Source organism: Arenimonas sp. MALMAid1274, assembly GCF_049195245.1.
Lineage (GTDB): Bacteria > Pseudomonadota > Gammaproteobacteria > Xanthomonadales > Xanthomonadaceae > Arenimonas.
Genome location: NZ_JBMIRR010000027.1, coordinates 638,796 through 651,670 on the forward strand (window position 1 = coordinate 638,796; position 12,875 = coordinate 651,670).

Annotated in this window: 12 protein-coding genes; 5 read left to right on the forward strand and 7 right to left on the reverse strand. The window is 69.1% G+C overall.

Features of this window, described 5'->3' with window-relative positions:
- Positions 1-31 precede the first annotated feature (31 nt).
- From ACOQFR_RS11530 to ACOQFR_RS11545, 4 genes are all read right to left on the reverse strand, one after another.
- On the reverse strand, positions 32-283 hold the full coding sequence (locus ACOQFR_RS11530; RefSeq protein WP_421382006.1) for a hypothetical protein: 252 nt from the start codon (positions 281-283) through the stop codon (positions 32-34).
- Entirely contained in the window at positions 283-1,590 is a 1,308-nt protein-coding gene (locus tag ACOQFR_RS11535) for a TFIIB-type zinc ribbon-containing protein (RefSeq protein WP_421382008.1), read from the reverse strand. The genes ACOQFR_RS11530 and ACOQFR_RS11535 overlap by 1 nt, the downstream gene beginning before the upstream one ends.
- A 19-nt stretch (positions 1,591-1,609) precedes the next feature.
- On the reverse strand, positions 1,610-2,761 hold the full coding sequence (locus ACOQFR_RS11540) for an SHOCT domain-containing protein (RefSeq protein WP_421382010.1): 1,152 nt from the start codon (positions 2,759-2,761) through the stop codon (positions 1,610-1,612).
- Between the two features lie 184 nt (positions 2,762-2,945).
- Positions 2,946-4,148 carry a vWA domain-containing protein gene (locus ACOQFR_RS11545; protein WP_421382012.1) on the reverse strand — a complete coding sequence of 401 codons (1,203 nt, stop codon included), beginning with the start codon at positions 4,146-4,148 and terminating at the stop codon, positions 2,946-2,948.
- Positions 4,149-4,258: 110 nt separating this feature from the next.
- Between ACOQFR_RS11545 and ACOQFR_RS11550 the strand changes: the two genes are divergently transcribed.
- From ACOQFR_RS11550 to ACOQFR_RS11565, 4 genes are all read left to right on the forward strand, one after another.
- Complete coding sequence (locus ACOQFR_RS11550; RefSeq protein ID WP_421382014.1) at positions 4,259-5,500, forward strand: cation:proton antiporter; 1,242 nt, start codon at positions 4,259-4,261, stop codon at positions 5,498-5,500.
- Between the two features lie 75 nt (positions 5,501-5,575).
- Positions 5,576-6,049, forward strand: coding sequence for a VOC family protein (locus ACOQFR_RS11555; protein WP_421382016.1), 474 nt, complete (start codon positions 5,576-5,578; stop codon positions 6,047-6,049).
- A 7-nt stretch (positions 6,050-6,056) separates the two neighbouring features.
- The gene (locus ACOQFR_RS11560; protein ID WP_421382018.1) at positions 6,057-6,467 is read left to right on the forward strand and encodes a GFA family protein; all 411 of its coding nucleotides are present in this window, start codon (positions 6,057-6,059) and stop codon (positions 6,465-6,467) included.
- A gap of 70 nt (positions 6,468-6,537) precedes the next feature.
- Complete coding sequence (locus ACOQFR_RS11565; RefSeq protein ID WP_421382020.1) at positions 6,538-7,500, forward strand: alpha/beta fold hydrolase; 963 nt, start codon at positions 6,538-6,540, stop codon at positions 7,498-7,500.
- 101 nt (positions 7,501-7,601) lie between these two features.
- Here ACOQFR_RS11565 and ACOQFR_RS11570 read toward each other — a convergent pair whose 3' ends face one another.
- Positions 7,602-7,961 carry a DUF1428 domain-containing protein gene (locus ACOQFR_RS11570; protein ID WP_421382022.1) on the reverse strand — a complete coding sequence of 120 codons (360 nt, stop codon included), beginning with the start codon at positions 7,959-7,961 and terminating at the stop codon, positions 7,602-7,604.
- A gap of 156 nt (positions 7,962-8,117) precedes the next feature.
- Between ACOQFR_RS11570 and ACOQFR_RS11575 the strand changes: the two genes are divergently transcribed.
- Positions 8,118-8,651: a type 1 glutamine amidotransferase domain-containing protein gene (locus tag ACOQFR_RS11575; protein ID WP_421382024.1), complete on the forward strand. Its 534-nt coding sequence runs from the start codon at positions 8,118-8,120 to the stop codon at positions 8,649-8,651.
- A gap of 42 nt (positions 8,652-8,693) precedes the next feature.
- Here the strand turns inward: ACOQFR_RS11575 and ACOQFR_RS11580 are convergent, their stop codons facing one another.
- The gene (locus tag ACOQFR_RS11580; protein ID WP_421382026.1) at positions 8,694-11,576 is read right to left on the reverse strand and encodes a ligand-binding sensor domain-containing diguanylate cyclase; all 2,883 of its coding nucleotides are present in this window, start codon (positions 11,574-11,576) and stop codon (positions 8,694-8,696) included.
- 98 nt (positions 11,577-11,674) lie between these two features.
- Positions 11,675-12,745, reverse strand: coding sequence for an OmpA family protein (locus ACOQFR_RS11585; protein WP_421382028.1), 1,071 nt, complete (start codon positions 12,743-12,745; stop codon positions 11,675-11,677).
- Between the last annotated feature and the right edge of the window lie 130 nt (positions 12,746-12,875).

Consider the following 12,875-nt stretch of genomic DNA (forward strand, 5'->3'; position numbering starts at 1 on the left):
CGGTCGGCGCGGTGCGCGACCGGGCGGGTCACTATCGGATACGTCGCACGCGCTGGCGGAAGGCCTTGCCGTTCTCGCCGCGAATGCGCGAATTGGTGAGGGCCTTGAGTTCGTGCGCCTTCTTGTGCGAGCCGGTGGGGAAGATGGCGTCCACCTTGGTCTCGCGCTCGAAGTCATGCGATTTGTCGGTATTTCGGTAGTACCGGTAAATGGCCCAGTACAGCGCCGTGCCGCCGGCCGGGCCGAGGGTGAGCAGCCAGAGTACGCCGCCGTCGTCGCTCATTACTGCGCCGCCAGGATCATCAGCACCAGGCCCTCGATGACGGTGCCGGCGGTCAGCGCGGCCAGCAGCAGCTTCCAATGCTGCACGGGCACGCTGCCCATGGTTTCACCGGTGCGGCCGTTCACCGCGATGTAGTGCAGCATCTTGCTGCCCGGTTCCTGGTAGGAATACAGCCACACCGGCAGGTACATGGCCACCCAGCGGGTGCCGTGCACGTCCAGGCGCTCGGACTCCCAGCGCACGCCGCGGTCGAAGCTGCGCACCGACTTTTCCACCTCGCAGCGGGCAATGGACAGCAGCTGGTCTTCCAGCCGCGGGCGCAGGGCCTCGACGTCGCTGTCGCGCTTTTCCGAGCTGTAGCCCGCCAGGTAGCTGGCGTTCCACTTCACCGCGTTCTTCACGTCGAACGGCAGGATGGTGTTGATGATGTTGTTGGTGTTGACCTTGACATCCAGCTTGCCGCGCTCGCGCGAGGACTCCAGCGGCAGGTCGTCCACGGTGAAGTCCACGTGCCGGTCCACGTCGTACACGTCGGCGTCGTAGTAGGTCTTCTTGCTCTTGCCCGAGCCGCGGGTGTAGCGCCGTGTTTCGATCTCGCCCTGGCCAATGATGTCGGCGCTGCACTTGCCGTCCACGATCATGTAGGGCATGTACACGCCGACCACGTTCTCGGGACTGAACTGTTCCTTGAACGCCTTGAGCGCGAACAGCTTGCGCTTGTCCACGAACTGGCGGATGCGCTCGACCGCGTGCTCCTTCTTGATCTTGAACGGCAGCACGGCGTCGGGCACGGCGCCGTTGTCCACCTGTTCGTTCACGCCGAACTGGTGCCGGCACCAGTGGCAGCGCGCCGTCATGCTGCTTTGCGTGTTCACCGTCACTTCGGCGCCGCAGCCGGTGCACTTGAAGGTCATCAGTGCCTTGGAATCAGCCGCGATGTCGCGGGCGCCCGAGGCGATGATGGTGCCCTTGAGGTCATCCAGGCCTTCGCCCAGCCCGAAGGCTTCCTCCACGCCCTCGCCATGCCACTCGTTGCGGCAGAACAGGCAGATCAGCATGTCGGTGCCGGGCCGCTGCTTGATGTCGGTGGCGCCGCACTTGGGGCAGTGGTTCTGGCCGTCCTTGAGCTCGTCGGACTCGGTGTCGATGGCGACCGGGTCGGGCGCCAGCACTTCATCGCGGATCGGCTTGGGCAAGGTGGCCGGGTCGACCGGGAACGTGCCGGGCAAGGGCGGCACGTCCTGCGGCGAGCCCGGGCCGATGCCGGGCGGCAGCGGCGGGGGCAGGGGCGGTGGCGTCTTCGACATGGTGGGGTCCGGCGCCGGGTTACAGGCCCAGGGCCTTGGCCTTGGCCGCGTCGTAGTCGGCTTGCGTGATCAGGCCCATGTCCAGCATTTCCTTGGCCTTCTTCAGCTTGGCGATCGGGTCGTCGGCCGCCGGCGCCGCGGGGGTGGCCGGCTGCTGCAGGCCACCGATGCCGCCGAGCATGCCGCCCGCCATGCCGATGCCGACCAGGCCGGCCGCACCATTGTTCTCGCCGGCCGCCTGCATGCCCGCGGCCACGCTGGCCTGCAGGTTGGAGTTGCCGCGCGACCCGGCCAGCGCATCGGCGCGCTGCACGGTCTTGAGCAGTTCCCTGGTGTTGGCGTCGTACTCGATCGAGATGATGGCGGTCTTGACGATGGCCAGGCCGCGGTCGCTGCGCCACTGGTAGCCCTGCTCGACGGCGTCGGACAGGCTCTTGGCGAAGCCCAGCGAATCCTGCTGCAGCTTGGTGATGCGGTTGCCCTTGGCCGGGTCGTTGGAATACAGGCTGAAGGCCGGCGCCAGCGAACCCACCACTTCATTGAACAGCTGGCTGGCCGCGGCGTTGTCGATGTCGGTGAAGTCGAACACCTGGCCCGGCTGCAGGTACTTGGCCGGCACGAAGTTCTTCACGAACAGGATGGGGTCCACGATCCTGAGCGTGTACGAGCCGCGCGTGACCGCGCCGACCTGGGTGTTGAGGAAGCCGTCGTCCCAGTAGATTTCCGACTGGGTGCCGAAGCGGTTGTCCGGCAGCTCCTTGAGCGAGACGAAGAAGGCCAGCTGCTGGCCGCCCGGCTGGCCGCCGAACTTGAAGCGCTCCCAGCTCTGCTTGATCAGCGGCGACACGATGCCGTCGCCGGCGAAGATGGACTGGGAGTTGATGTCGTCCGAGCGCCACTCGTAGCCGCCCGCCTCGGCGGCGAAGCCGGTGATCTTGCCGTCCTGCATCAGCAGCAGGCCGTAACCCTCGGGCACGACGATCTTCGAGCCGTTGCTGATGATGTTGGTCGAGCCCTTGGTGTTGGACCCGCGCCCGGCATTGGTGCCCTGCGGCACGGCGGCGAACAGCGCGGCCGTGGCCGGCAGCCCGGCCGGAACCGTGTAGAAGTCCTTCCACTGGTCGGCCAGCATGCCACCGACCGAACCCACCACCGCCTGTACGAGACCCATGACTTCTCTCCGCGTTACGTGGCCGGTACGGCACCGGCCTGCCTGAGCAATATATATCGGCGGCGCGTCCGGTGATCGGACAGGTGCCGTTGGTCACGTAACGCCGCCTGGCTGCCGGTCCGGCCAGGCGCGGCGGTGCGGTGGCGGGCAGGTCATCGCCGCCCGCTCAGCGCGTCTCCCGGCCTCAGGGCTTGCCCGCCACGACCCGGATCGGTCGGGTGGCGATGGTTTCGCGGTCGCGGAACTGGTAGCGCAGCTCGTAGTCACCCGGTGCGTCCGGCATCGTCAGTTCCACCTCGCGCGTGTCGCCCAGGTAGGTGTAGGACACATACGTGTCGCTGCCGGCTTCGGCGATCTGGATGTTGTCCAGCTCCACGTCAGGGCCCGTCCAGGTGATCACCACCGTGCTGCCGGCCGCGGCGGAGTCGGGGGCGCTCAGCGTGGCCTGGGCTGCCGTGGCCTTGATCGGGCGGGTGGCGATGACGGTTTCATCGCGGTGCCGGTACTGCAGCACGTAGTCGCCGGTCTCTCCGGGCATGATCAGGGTCAGCGGGTTGCCGTCCTTGGCGTAGCCGAAGTCGTGCACGGTGGGTTGGCCGTCGATCATCACCACCACGGCGATGACGTCGAGCTCGTCCTTCGGGCCGGTCCAGCGCACCTGCACGCGCGACCCCATCGGCGCGCTGTCGGGGGCGTCCAGCGTGGCCTCGGCCGGTGCCTTGGGCGGGGTGGGCGGCACGGGCTGGGTCACCACCTGGTTCAGCGCTGCGGCCAGGCTGTCGCCGTCCGTGGCCTGCAGGTAGCGGCCGCCGGTGTTTTCGGCCAGGCAGGCCACCTTCGATCCTTCGTCCTCGGTCAGGCCGAACCCGATCACATGCGCGGTGAAGTTCACGCCGCTCTTTTCGAGCTCGGTCGCCACCGCACAGGGATCGGCCGCGCAGGTTTCCAGGCCGTCGGTCACCAGCACCACGGTGGCGGCCTGTTCGCTGTGGCGCAGGGCCTCGGCGGCCTGGCGCACGGCGTCCGACAGCGGCGTCATGCCGAGGAAGCGCATTTCATTCACGGCCTTGAGCACCTGGCCCGACGTGCCCGGTGCGGGCGGCACCATCAGCTCGATGTCCTTGCAGTCGCCCTTGCGGCGGTGGCCGTAGGCGATCAGGCCCAGGGTCTGGTCGGGGGGCAGCTTGCCCAGCACCTGGGCCACGGTTTCCCGCGCGATCTCCAGCTTGGGCCGGCCATCGATCTGGCCCCACATCGAGCCCGAGCCGTCCATCACGATCAGCGTGCGGGCCGCCGGGGCGTCATTGGCCGACGTGGGGCCGGCGATCGCAAGCAGCAGCGCGCCGGTCAGCAGCGCGGGGCGGAGGGAGGCAGGGAAGCGTGACATGGTGGTTCTCCTGGTGCCGTGGGATGGGTGTTGCCGTTACGCACAGGCAGGTGCCATGCGGACATACAGCCGGCGGCGGGGGGTAGGGCGCGGGACGGTAAGATCCCGGCATGGACGCCTACAAGCTGACAATCCTCCTCGTTGGCTTGGCGCTGCTGGGCGCGGCGTGGGTGCCGCACCTGGTCAAGCGCAGCCCGGTCAGCCTGCCGATCCTGTTCGTGGGCGTGGGCGCGCTGGTCTATCTGCTGCCCCTGCCGCTGCCGGCGGCCGACCCTTTTGCGTTTCCCGCAGTGGCCGAGCGCCTGACCGAGCTGACGGTGCTGGTTGCGCTGGTCGGCGTGGGCCTGCGCATCGACACCCGCTTCGGCTGGCGCCGCTGGTCGCTGACCTGGCGCCTGCTGGGCATCACGATGCCGCTGAGCATCGCGGCGGCCGTCTGGCTGGGGCAGGTATGGCTGGGTTATGGCCTGGCCACCGCGATGCTGCTCGGCGCGGTGCTGGCGCCGACCGACCCGGTGCTGGCCGGCGATGTGCAGGTGAACCCGCCCGGCGAAGGCGGGGAGGATCCGGTGCGCTTCGGCCTGACCTCGGAAGCCGGACTCAACGACGGCCTGGCCTTTCCCTTCGTGTGGCTGGCCGTGGCGCTGGCCCTGGCCGCGGCGGGCGAGCCGATGGACTGGGGCCGCTGGCTGGCGCTGGACCTGCTGTGGCGCGTGGTAGGTGGCGCGGTGATCGGTGCCGGCGTGGGTTACGGCCTGATGCACCTGATCTTCCGCACCGAAAGCCGCCCGACGCTGAGCCGCAGCAGCGACGGCCTGACCGCGCTGGCGATCACGCTGATCGTCTACGGCGTCACCGAGCTGTGCCAGGCCTACGGCTTCCTGGCGGTGTTCGTGGCGGCCCTGGTGATCCGGCAGCAGGAGCGCGACCACGACTACCACGCCGTGCTCGACACCTTCGCCCAGCAGTGCGAGAAGCTGATGATGGCGCTGATGCTGCTGTTGCTGGGCGGCGCGCTGGCCGGCGGCATCCTGTCGGAGCTGACTGGCCGCGGCATCGCATTCGCCCTGGTGTTCGTGCTGCTGGTGCGGCCCTTGTCGGGCTGGATAGGCCTGCTGGGCAGCGGGCTGAAGAAGCGCGACCGGCTGGCGATCGCGGTGTTCGGCGTGCGCGGCATCGGCTCGCTGTATTACCTGGCCTTTGCGATGAACCACGCCGACTTCGACAGCATCCGCGAGCTGTGGGCGGTCGTTTGCCTGGTCGTGGTGCTGTCCATCGTGCTGCATGGCGCCAGTGCCAGTGCGGTGATGGCGTGGCTGGATGGGCGCAGGCGGGGTCGGGTGAAAAGGTGAATGGAGCGGGTTCGGAAAGGACAAGCGCCTTTTCGGGCTGGTAATCTTTCGCGCACTGCGAAGGAGAAACCCGCCATGAGCAAGCACCGAATCTGCCTGTGGTACGACCGCGACGCCGAAGCGGCCGCGCGCTTCTATGCCAGCGTCTTCCCCGACAGCCGCGTCGAAGGCGTGCACCGGGCGCCGTCGGACTTTCCCGACGGCAAGGCCGGCGACGCGCTGGTGGTCGATTTCGTGGTGGCCGGCATTCCCTGCATCGGTCTCAATGGCGGGCCGCGCTTCAAGCACACCGAAGCTTTTTCCTTCCAGATCGCCACCGAAGACCAGGCCGAGACCGACCGCTACTGGGACGCCATCGTCGGCAACGGCGGCGAAGAGAGCGCCTGCGGCTGGTGCCGCGACAAGTGGGGCATCAGCTGGCAGATCACGCCGCGCGTGCTGACCGAGGCCATGGCCGCGGGCGGCGAGGTGGCCAAACGTGCCTTCGAGGCGATGATGCCGATGCGCAAGATCGACGTGGCGGTCATCGAGGCGGCGGTGCGTGGGTGAGGGTGCGATGACCCTGTCCATCACCGGCGGCTGCGCCTGCGGCGCCATCCGCTACGCCTGCCGTGCGGCGCCCGTGGCGATGCTCAGCTGCCACTGCCTGGACTGCCAGCGGTCCAGCGGCGCGCCCTTCGCGTCGGGCATTGTCGTGGCAGCGGCAGACACCGAGGTCACCGGCAGTCCGCGGACCTACACCGTGCCGGGCCACAGCGGCGGCCGCACCACCCGTAGTTTCTGCGGCGAGTGCGGCACGCCTTTGTTCACGCGCGGCGAAGTGGTGCCGGATTTCATGTCCATCCGTTATCCGACGCTGGACGATGCGTCCGCGTTCAAGCCGGCGGTGGATATCTGGACCTCGCGTGCCCAGCCATGGGTCTGCCTGGCGCCGGACATTCCGCACTTCCCGGAGTCGCCCGAGTAGCGGGGCCGTGATCGGCGCGGCCTGCATTGGGCATAATGCGCGCCGATCCAACGATGGCCTGAATCAACAGATGATCACTCCCAAGCCCGTCCGCCCCATGGCGCACCTGGCGGCCGACGCATGGATGCAGGGTTTGGCAACGGGGAACCGCCTGACCGGATTCGAGCAGGCCGCCAAGTTCACGCTCAGCTACCAGGGCCACCGGCTGCAGGCGCGGCGGGGCGGGCAGGGCAGTGCACTGTGGCTGGTGCACGGCTTCCCGACCTCCAAGCGCGACTGGCGCGCGGTCTGGCCGGAGCTGGCGACGCGGCATGAAGTGTTTGCGCTGGACATGCTGGGTTTCGGCGCCTCGGCCAAGCCGCGCAGGTTCGACTACTCGATTGCCGCCTCGGCCGACCAGTGGGTGGCGCTGGCCGAGGCGACGGGTGTACGCGAGGTGGCGCTGCTGGCCCACGACTACGGCAACACCGTGGCGCAGGAACTGCTGGCCCGGCAGCGCGAGGGCCTACTGGGTTTCCGCATCACCTCGGTGGCCTTCCTCAACGGCGGGCTGTTTCCCGAGGCCACGCGGCCGCTGCGCATCCAGAAGCTGCTCGCCGGGCCGCTGGGCCCGCTGCTGGTGCGCTTCATCCGCGAGCGCACCTTCATCGCCAGCCTTCAGAAGATCTGCGCACGGCCCTGGCCCGAGGGCGAGCTGACGGAAGCCTGGCAGCAGCTGCAGCGCGATGGCGGGCGGGCGGTGATGCCGCGGCTACTGCGCTACATCGCCGAGCGCCGCCGCCACCGGGCCCGCTGGGTCGGCGCGCTGCAGCAGGCCGGCGTGCCGGTGGCGCTGATCAACGGGCTGGACGATCCCATCTCGGGCCGAAGCATCGTGGCGCGCTGGCGGCAGCTGATGCCGGGCGCCCCGGTGTTCGAATTGCCCGGCGTGGGGCACTACCCGCAGGTCGAGGCGCCGGACGAGGTCCTGGCGGCGTATCTTGCTTTCGCCAGTTCCCTGGAACTTCACGCCAGGCGGGACCCGGACAGGTAGCGGATCCCCGGACCGATTGAGTCCGTCAGGAACTTGCCTGGACGGTCCCGCCGGCCGAGCCCTGGCGCGCACGCCAGGGCGTCGGCCAGGCCTGACAGGGCTTACTTCTCCACCACCACGATCGGCTCGAAACCGCCGTAGATCATGCGCATGCCGTCGAAGGGCATGGGGAAGGCGTCCATGTCCATGCGCGGGTCTTCCATGATCTTCTTCATGCCCGCATCGCGCGTGGCCTTGTCCGGCCATTCGATCCACGAGAAGCACACCGTCTCGTCGTCCTTGGCCTGCACGGCGCGCTGGAAGTCGGTCTGCTTGCCGGGCGGCACGTCGTCGCCCCAGCACTCCAGGATCCGGATCGCGCCGACCTCGAGGAACATCGGGTCGAAGTGGCGCGCGTGTTCGATGAACTTCTGCTTGTTGGCGGTGGGCACCGCGATGACGAAACCATCCACGTAGCTCATGAGGCACTCCTGCTTGGGTGGGAAATGAAGACTTGCGCCGCAAAGGTTAGCCCAGCGTGACAGCCGCGCAAAACCTTTGTTGCTGCGCGACAGCCGTTCACCCTCGGTCTGGTCAGCGGTGGCGATACTCGCCGTTCCCCCCGATTGGAGTTCGCCATGACCAATGCAAAACGCATCGCCATCCTCGCCACCGACGGCTATGAACAGTCCGAGCTGATGGACCCGCGCGAGACGCTGAAGAAAGCCGGCTACGACGTGGACGTCATTTCGCTCAAGTCCGGCCAGATCCGCGGCTGGAAGGGCAAGGACTGGGGCGACTCGGTGGACGTGGACGTCGAGCTCTCCAAGGCCTCGGCCAAGGACTATGCCGCGCTGGTGCTGCCGGGCGGCGTGATCAACCCCGACAAGCTGCGTATGGAGCAGGCCGCCGTGGCCTTCATCAAGGAATTCGACCAGGCCGGCAAGCCGCTGGCGGCGATCTGCCACGGCCCGTGGCTGCTGGCCGAAGCCGGTGCCGCCAAGGGACGCGAGATGACGTCGTGGGCCTCGATCCGCACCGACCTCGAGAACGCCGGCGCCAAGTGGAAGGACGCGGAAGTGGTCGTGGACGGCCACGTCATCACCAGCCGAAAGCCCGATGACATCCCGGCCTTCACCCAGGCCGTGATCAAGGCCGTCGGCAAGGCCTGAGGGTTGGGCGGGCGCCGCGACCGTCGCGGCGCCACGCCTGGATCATTCCACGACCACCTGGTCGCGCCCGGCTGCCTTGGCGCGGTACAGCGCCTCGTCGGCCTTGCGCAGCACGCTTTCGGGCGACATCGAGTTCGAAGGCACTGCGCTGGCCACGCCCAGGCTGAGGGTGATGTGCCCGGCCACGCCCGAGGCGCGATGCGGGATCTGCAGCGCGCGGACCGCCTGCAGCATGCGCTGCGCGACGGCTTCGGCCTCGACGCCGTTGCAGTCCGGCAGCAGCACCGCGAATTCTTCACCGCCGTAACGCGCGGCCAGGTCGGCGCTGCCGCGCACCGCGCCGGCGATCGCGCCCGCCACCGCCGCCAGCGCACTGTCGCCGGCCAGGTGGCCGTAGCTGTCGTTGTAGGCCTTGAAGTCGTCCACGTCGGCAATCAGTACCGCCATCGGCGCGCCACGCGCGGTGTGGTCGTCCCAGGCCTGCAGCAGGCGCTGGTTGAACTCGCGGCGGTTGGCGATGCCGGTCAGGGCATCCAGCGCCGCGATCTTCTCCAAGCGTTCGTTCGCTTCGCGCAGCGCGTCGGTGCGCTGCGCCACCTGCTGCTTGAGCTCACGTTCGCGGCTGCGCGCGCCGCGCAGCCGCAGCCACACCAGGGCCGCCACGATGCCAAGCACGGCCAGCGCCATCAGGCCACGGAACAGCGGCGTCTGGTGCCAGCGCGGCACCAGGCTGAAGGCCAGCGTGGCACCGGCCTGGTTCCAGACCCCGTCGTTGTTGCTTCCCGCCACGCGGAATTCGTAATCCCCGGGCGGCAGGTTGGTGTAGACCGCCCAGCGGCCGCCGCCGGCGTCGCGCCACTCGCGGTCGTAGCCGGCCAACTGGTAGCGGTAGCGCACCGCGGCCGGCGCCACGTAGCTCATCGCCGCGAACTGCAGCTCGATGCGGTCCACGCCCGGCCCCAGGGCCGCGCCCGGCTGTACCGGCGTGTCGTTGCCGTCCACCACCAGGCGTTCGATCTTGACCGGCGGTGCGCGGGTATTGATGCGCATGCGGGTCGGATCCACGATCACCACGCCCTTCGCGGTACCGAACCACATCCGGCCGTCGCGGCTGCGCCAGGCCGGCGTCTGCGAGGCGCCGTTCGCCTGTGCGTTGAGCATGCCGTCGCTGACGCCGAACCACTGCGGCTGCATCACGGCGTTCTCGCTGCGGTCGAGCAGGGCCAGGTCGGCCTGCGCCAGGCGGCCGATGCCGCGGTTGGAGCTGACCCAGAAGTTGCCGCGGCCGTCGTCCAGGATCGCGAACACCGCATCGCCGAAGAAACCGGCGCGCTGCAGGAACGGCGTGACCACGCCATCGCGCACGCGCATCAAGCCCAGGCTGGTGCCCAGCCACATATCGCCGTTGGGCGCGGGATGAAAGGCGAACACGCTGGTGCCGGGCAGGCCGTCGGTGCCGCAGCGGTCCAGCACGCCGTCGCGATGGCAGCGCAGGCCGCTGCGCAGGCCGATCCACAGCCGGCCCGACGGATCCTCGTACAGCGCGCGGGTGTCGTCGCCGCGGGTCGGCGCCAGCGGCGTGACCTGGTCGCCTTCGATGCGCGCCACGCCCTGCAGGGTGCCTGCCCACATGCCGCCGGCGCGGGCCTGGGCGAAAGCGAAGGCGATGGTGCCCGGCAGGCCGTCATCCAGCCCGAAGTTGCGAGCGGTGCCGTCGGTGGCAAAACGGGTGACGCCTTCCGTGCCCGCCACCCACATCCGGCCCTCGGCATCGGTGGCAATGGCCCGTACGAGTTGGCTGGGCAGGCGCGCGTTGTAGGCCGTCGCCGGCACCAGCGCCGGCTCGTCGTAGCGGGCCAGGCCGCCGCCGTCGGTGCCTACCCACAGCACGCCGGCATCGTCCTGGTGCACCGCGCGCACGGCGTTGGACGCCAGGTCGCCGGTGACCGTGATCAGCTTGGATTCGCTCAGCCGGTGCAGGCCACTGGAGGTGGTTCCGATCCACAGGTTGCCCTCGGCGTCCTCGAACATCGAGCGCACGGTTTCGCCGCGCAGGCCGTCCAGGCTGTTGTTGCAGTCCAGGCGCGTCGCAGTCAGCCGGCACAGCCCCATGTCCAGCGGCGCGAACCACAGGTTGCCGTCGCGGTCGCCGTAGAGGGAGTAGATACGGCGGTCGTCCAGCGAGGCCAGCCGCGGGTCACGCCGGAATCTTCCTTCCGAGAAATAGGCCGGGCCGGACTGCGTGCCGACCCAGGCCGCGCCGCGGGCATCGATGGCCAGGCTGTAAACCGCCTGGGTCGGCAAGCCCTGCGCTTCGTCGTAGACCTGCACCTGGCCGGCTTGCCAGCGCACAACGCCCAGCCCATCGGCGGCGATCCACACGCCTCCGGTCGGGTCGGCCACGATGGCGCGGTAGAAACCGCGCGGCGGAAAGCCGTCGCGCGTGTCAAGCAGCCGCGCCTGGCCCTGCTCGATGCGCACCACGCCCGCATTGGTGGTCAGCCACAGCGCCCCGTCGCGATCGGTGACGATGCCGAACACGCTTTCGATGCCCTCGGGCAGCGGCACCGGCTCCAGGCCGCGGCCGTTGCGCCGGTAAAGGCCGCCGTTGAGCGTGCCGACCCAGAGCGTGCCGTCAGGATCGGCGCCCACCGCCGTGATCGCGGAACTCTTGAGTTCCGGCGCAACGCGCGGGTCAATGGTGTCGAACTCGGCGCCGCTGTGGTGCACCAGGCCGCCGTAGGTGGCCAGCCAGATCGAGCCGTCGGCGCGCTGGGCGATGGACAGCACGGTACCTTGCGGCAGCTGGTTTTCGTACCAGGCGTGGGTGAACTGGCCGATGGCGCGGTCGGGATCCAGCGCCTGCACCGGCGGGGCGGCCGCCCCGCCCAGCAGGGCACAGGCGACCAGGACACTGCGCAACATCGATTCACGCCACACGCGTTGGGGTTCCGTGGCCCGGGGCCGGAAGACACCCGGATACTAGCAGCGTATCCGGGGGCTTCCGCAGGGCGGGCACGGGATCAGCGCTTCACCAGTTCGACGCGGCGGTTCTTGGCCCGGCCTTCCTCGGTGGCGTTGTCGGCGATGGGCTTGCCCAGGCCTTCGCCGCGGCCCGTGAGACGGGCTTCGTCGATGCCGTGGTCTTCCACCAGCGAGGTCACCACCGCATCGGCGCGGCGCTGGGACAGCTTGAGGTTGCTGGCGGCGTCGCCCACGTTGTCGGTGTGGCCGACCACGTCCAGCTTCAAGTCGGGCTGGGCGGCCAGCAGCTTGGCGATCTGGGCGATGGTGTCGCGCGATTCCGCACGCAGGGCCGACTTGTTGGTGTCGAACTGGATGCCGTACAGCGCGATGCGGCCGTCGTCGGCCAGGGCCTTGGCCATGGCATCGGAGGTCACGGTGACCATGTTGCGCTCGCGCGCCTTGGCCTCCACCGCCACCACCAGGATGCCGGTGCGGCCGTTGAGGGCCTTGCAGTAGGTGTCGGTCTGGATGCCGAAGGTGTAGATGCCCAGAGTGCGGTCGTTGCCGGCCTCGTCGGGCATCGTCACAAGGGCGTAGCGCTGCTCGCCGGGGCTGCCGCCGGTGGCGCAGGCACCGTTGCTGAAGGCTTCGTCCTTCAGGCGGTTCTGCGGGTAGATCTGCTCCATCAGGCCCTGCCAGCCGCCGCCGTGGTCATTGCCGTGCAGGTCGCCGCCGCATTCGGTGTCGGCGCACTCGTACAGGGTCTTGCCGCCGGCTTCCTGCACCAGGTCCTGGTAGTTGCGAAGGACTTCCAGCGGCGAGCGGTCTTCGGGGGCCAGGTAGACCAGGCGGGTGTACTTGCCCTCGACCCGGCGGTTGTCCTTGGCCCGGAAGACGAGGTTGTTCATGCCGTCGCGCTCGTCGTTTTCGTTCTTGAGCAGCTTGGAGGCCGGGAAGCTGACCTCGTCGAAGGCGCGGTGCTCGTAGCTGATGATGAAGCTGCCCTCGTAGCGCTTGAGCCAGGCCGGGTCCTTGGCCCCGTCGATGTCGCGGGTGGGCAGGGTGGCGTCGGCCAGGGCGGCGGTGGAGGCAAGCAGCAGGCAGAGCAGGGCGGGCAGTCGGCGCATCGGGTGGGTCCTTGGTGGGTGACCTGAGGCTGATCGGAATCCGGCGCGGCCAGAGGCCACCGGGGGAGAACTTGTGTACTGGTACGGGCTGGCGGGCCGCTGGCGGCCACCGGGCTGGGCCGGACCGGGC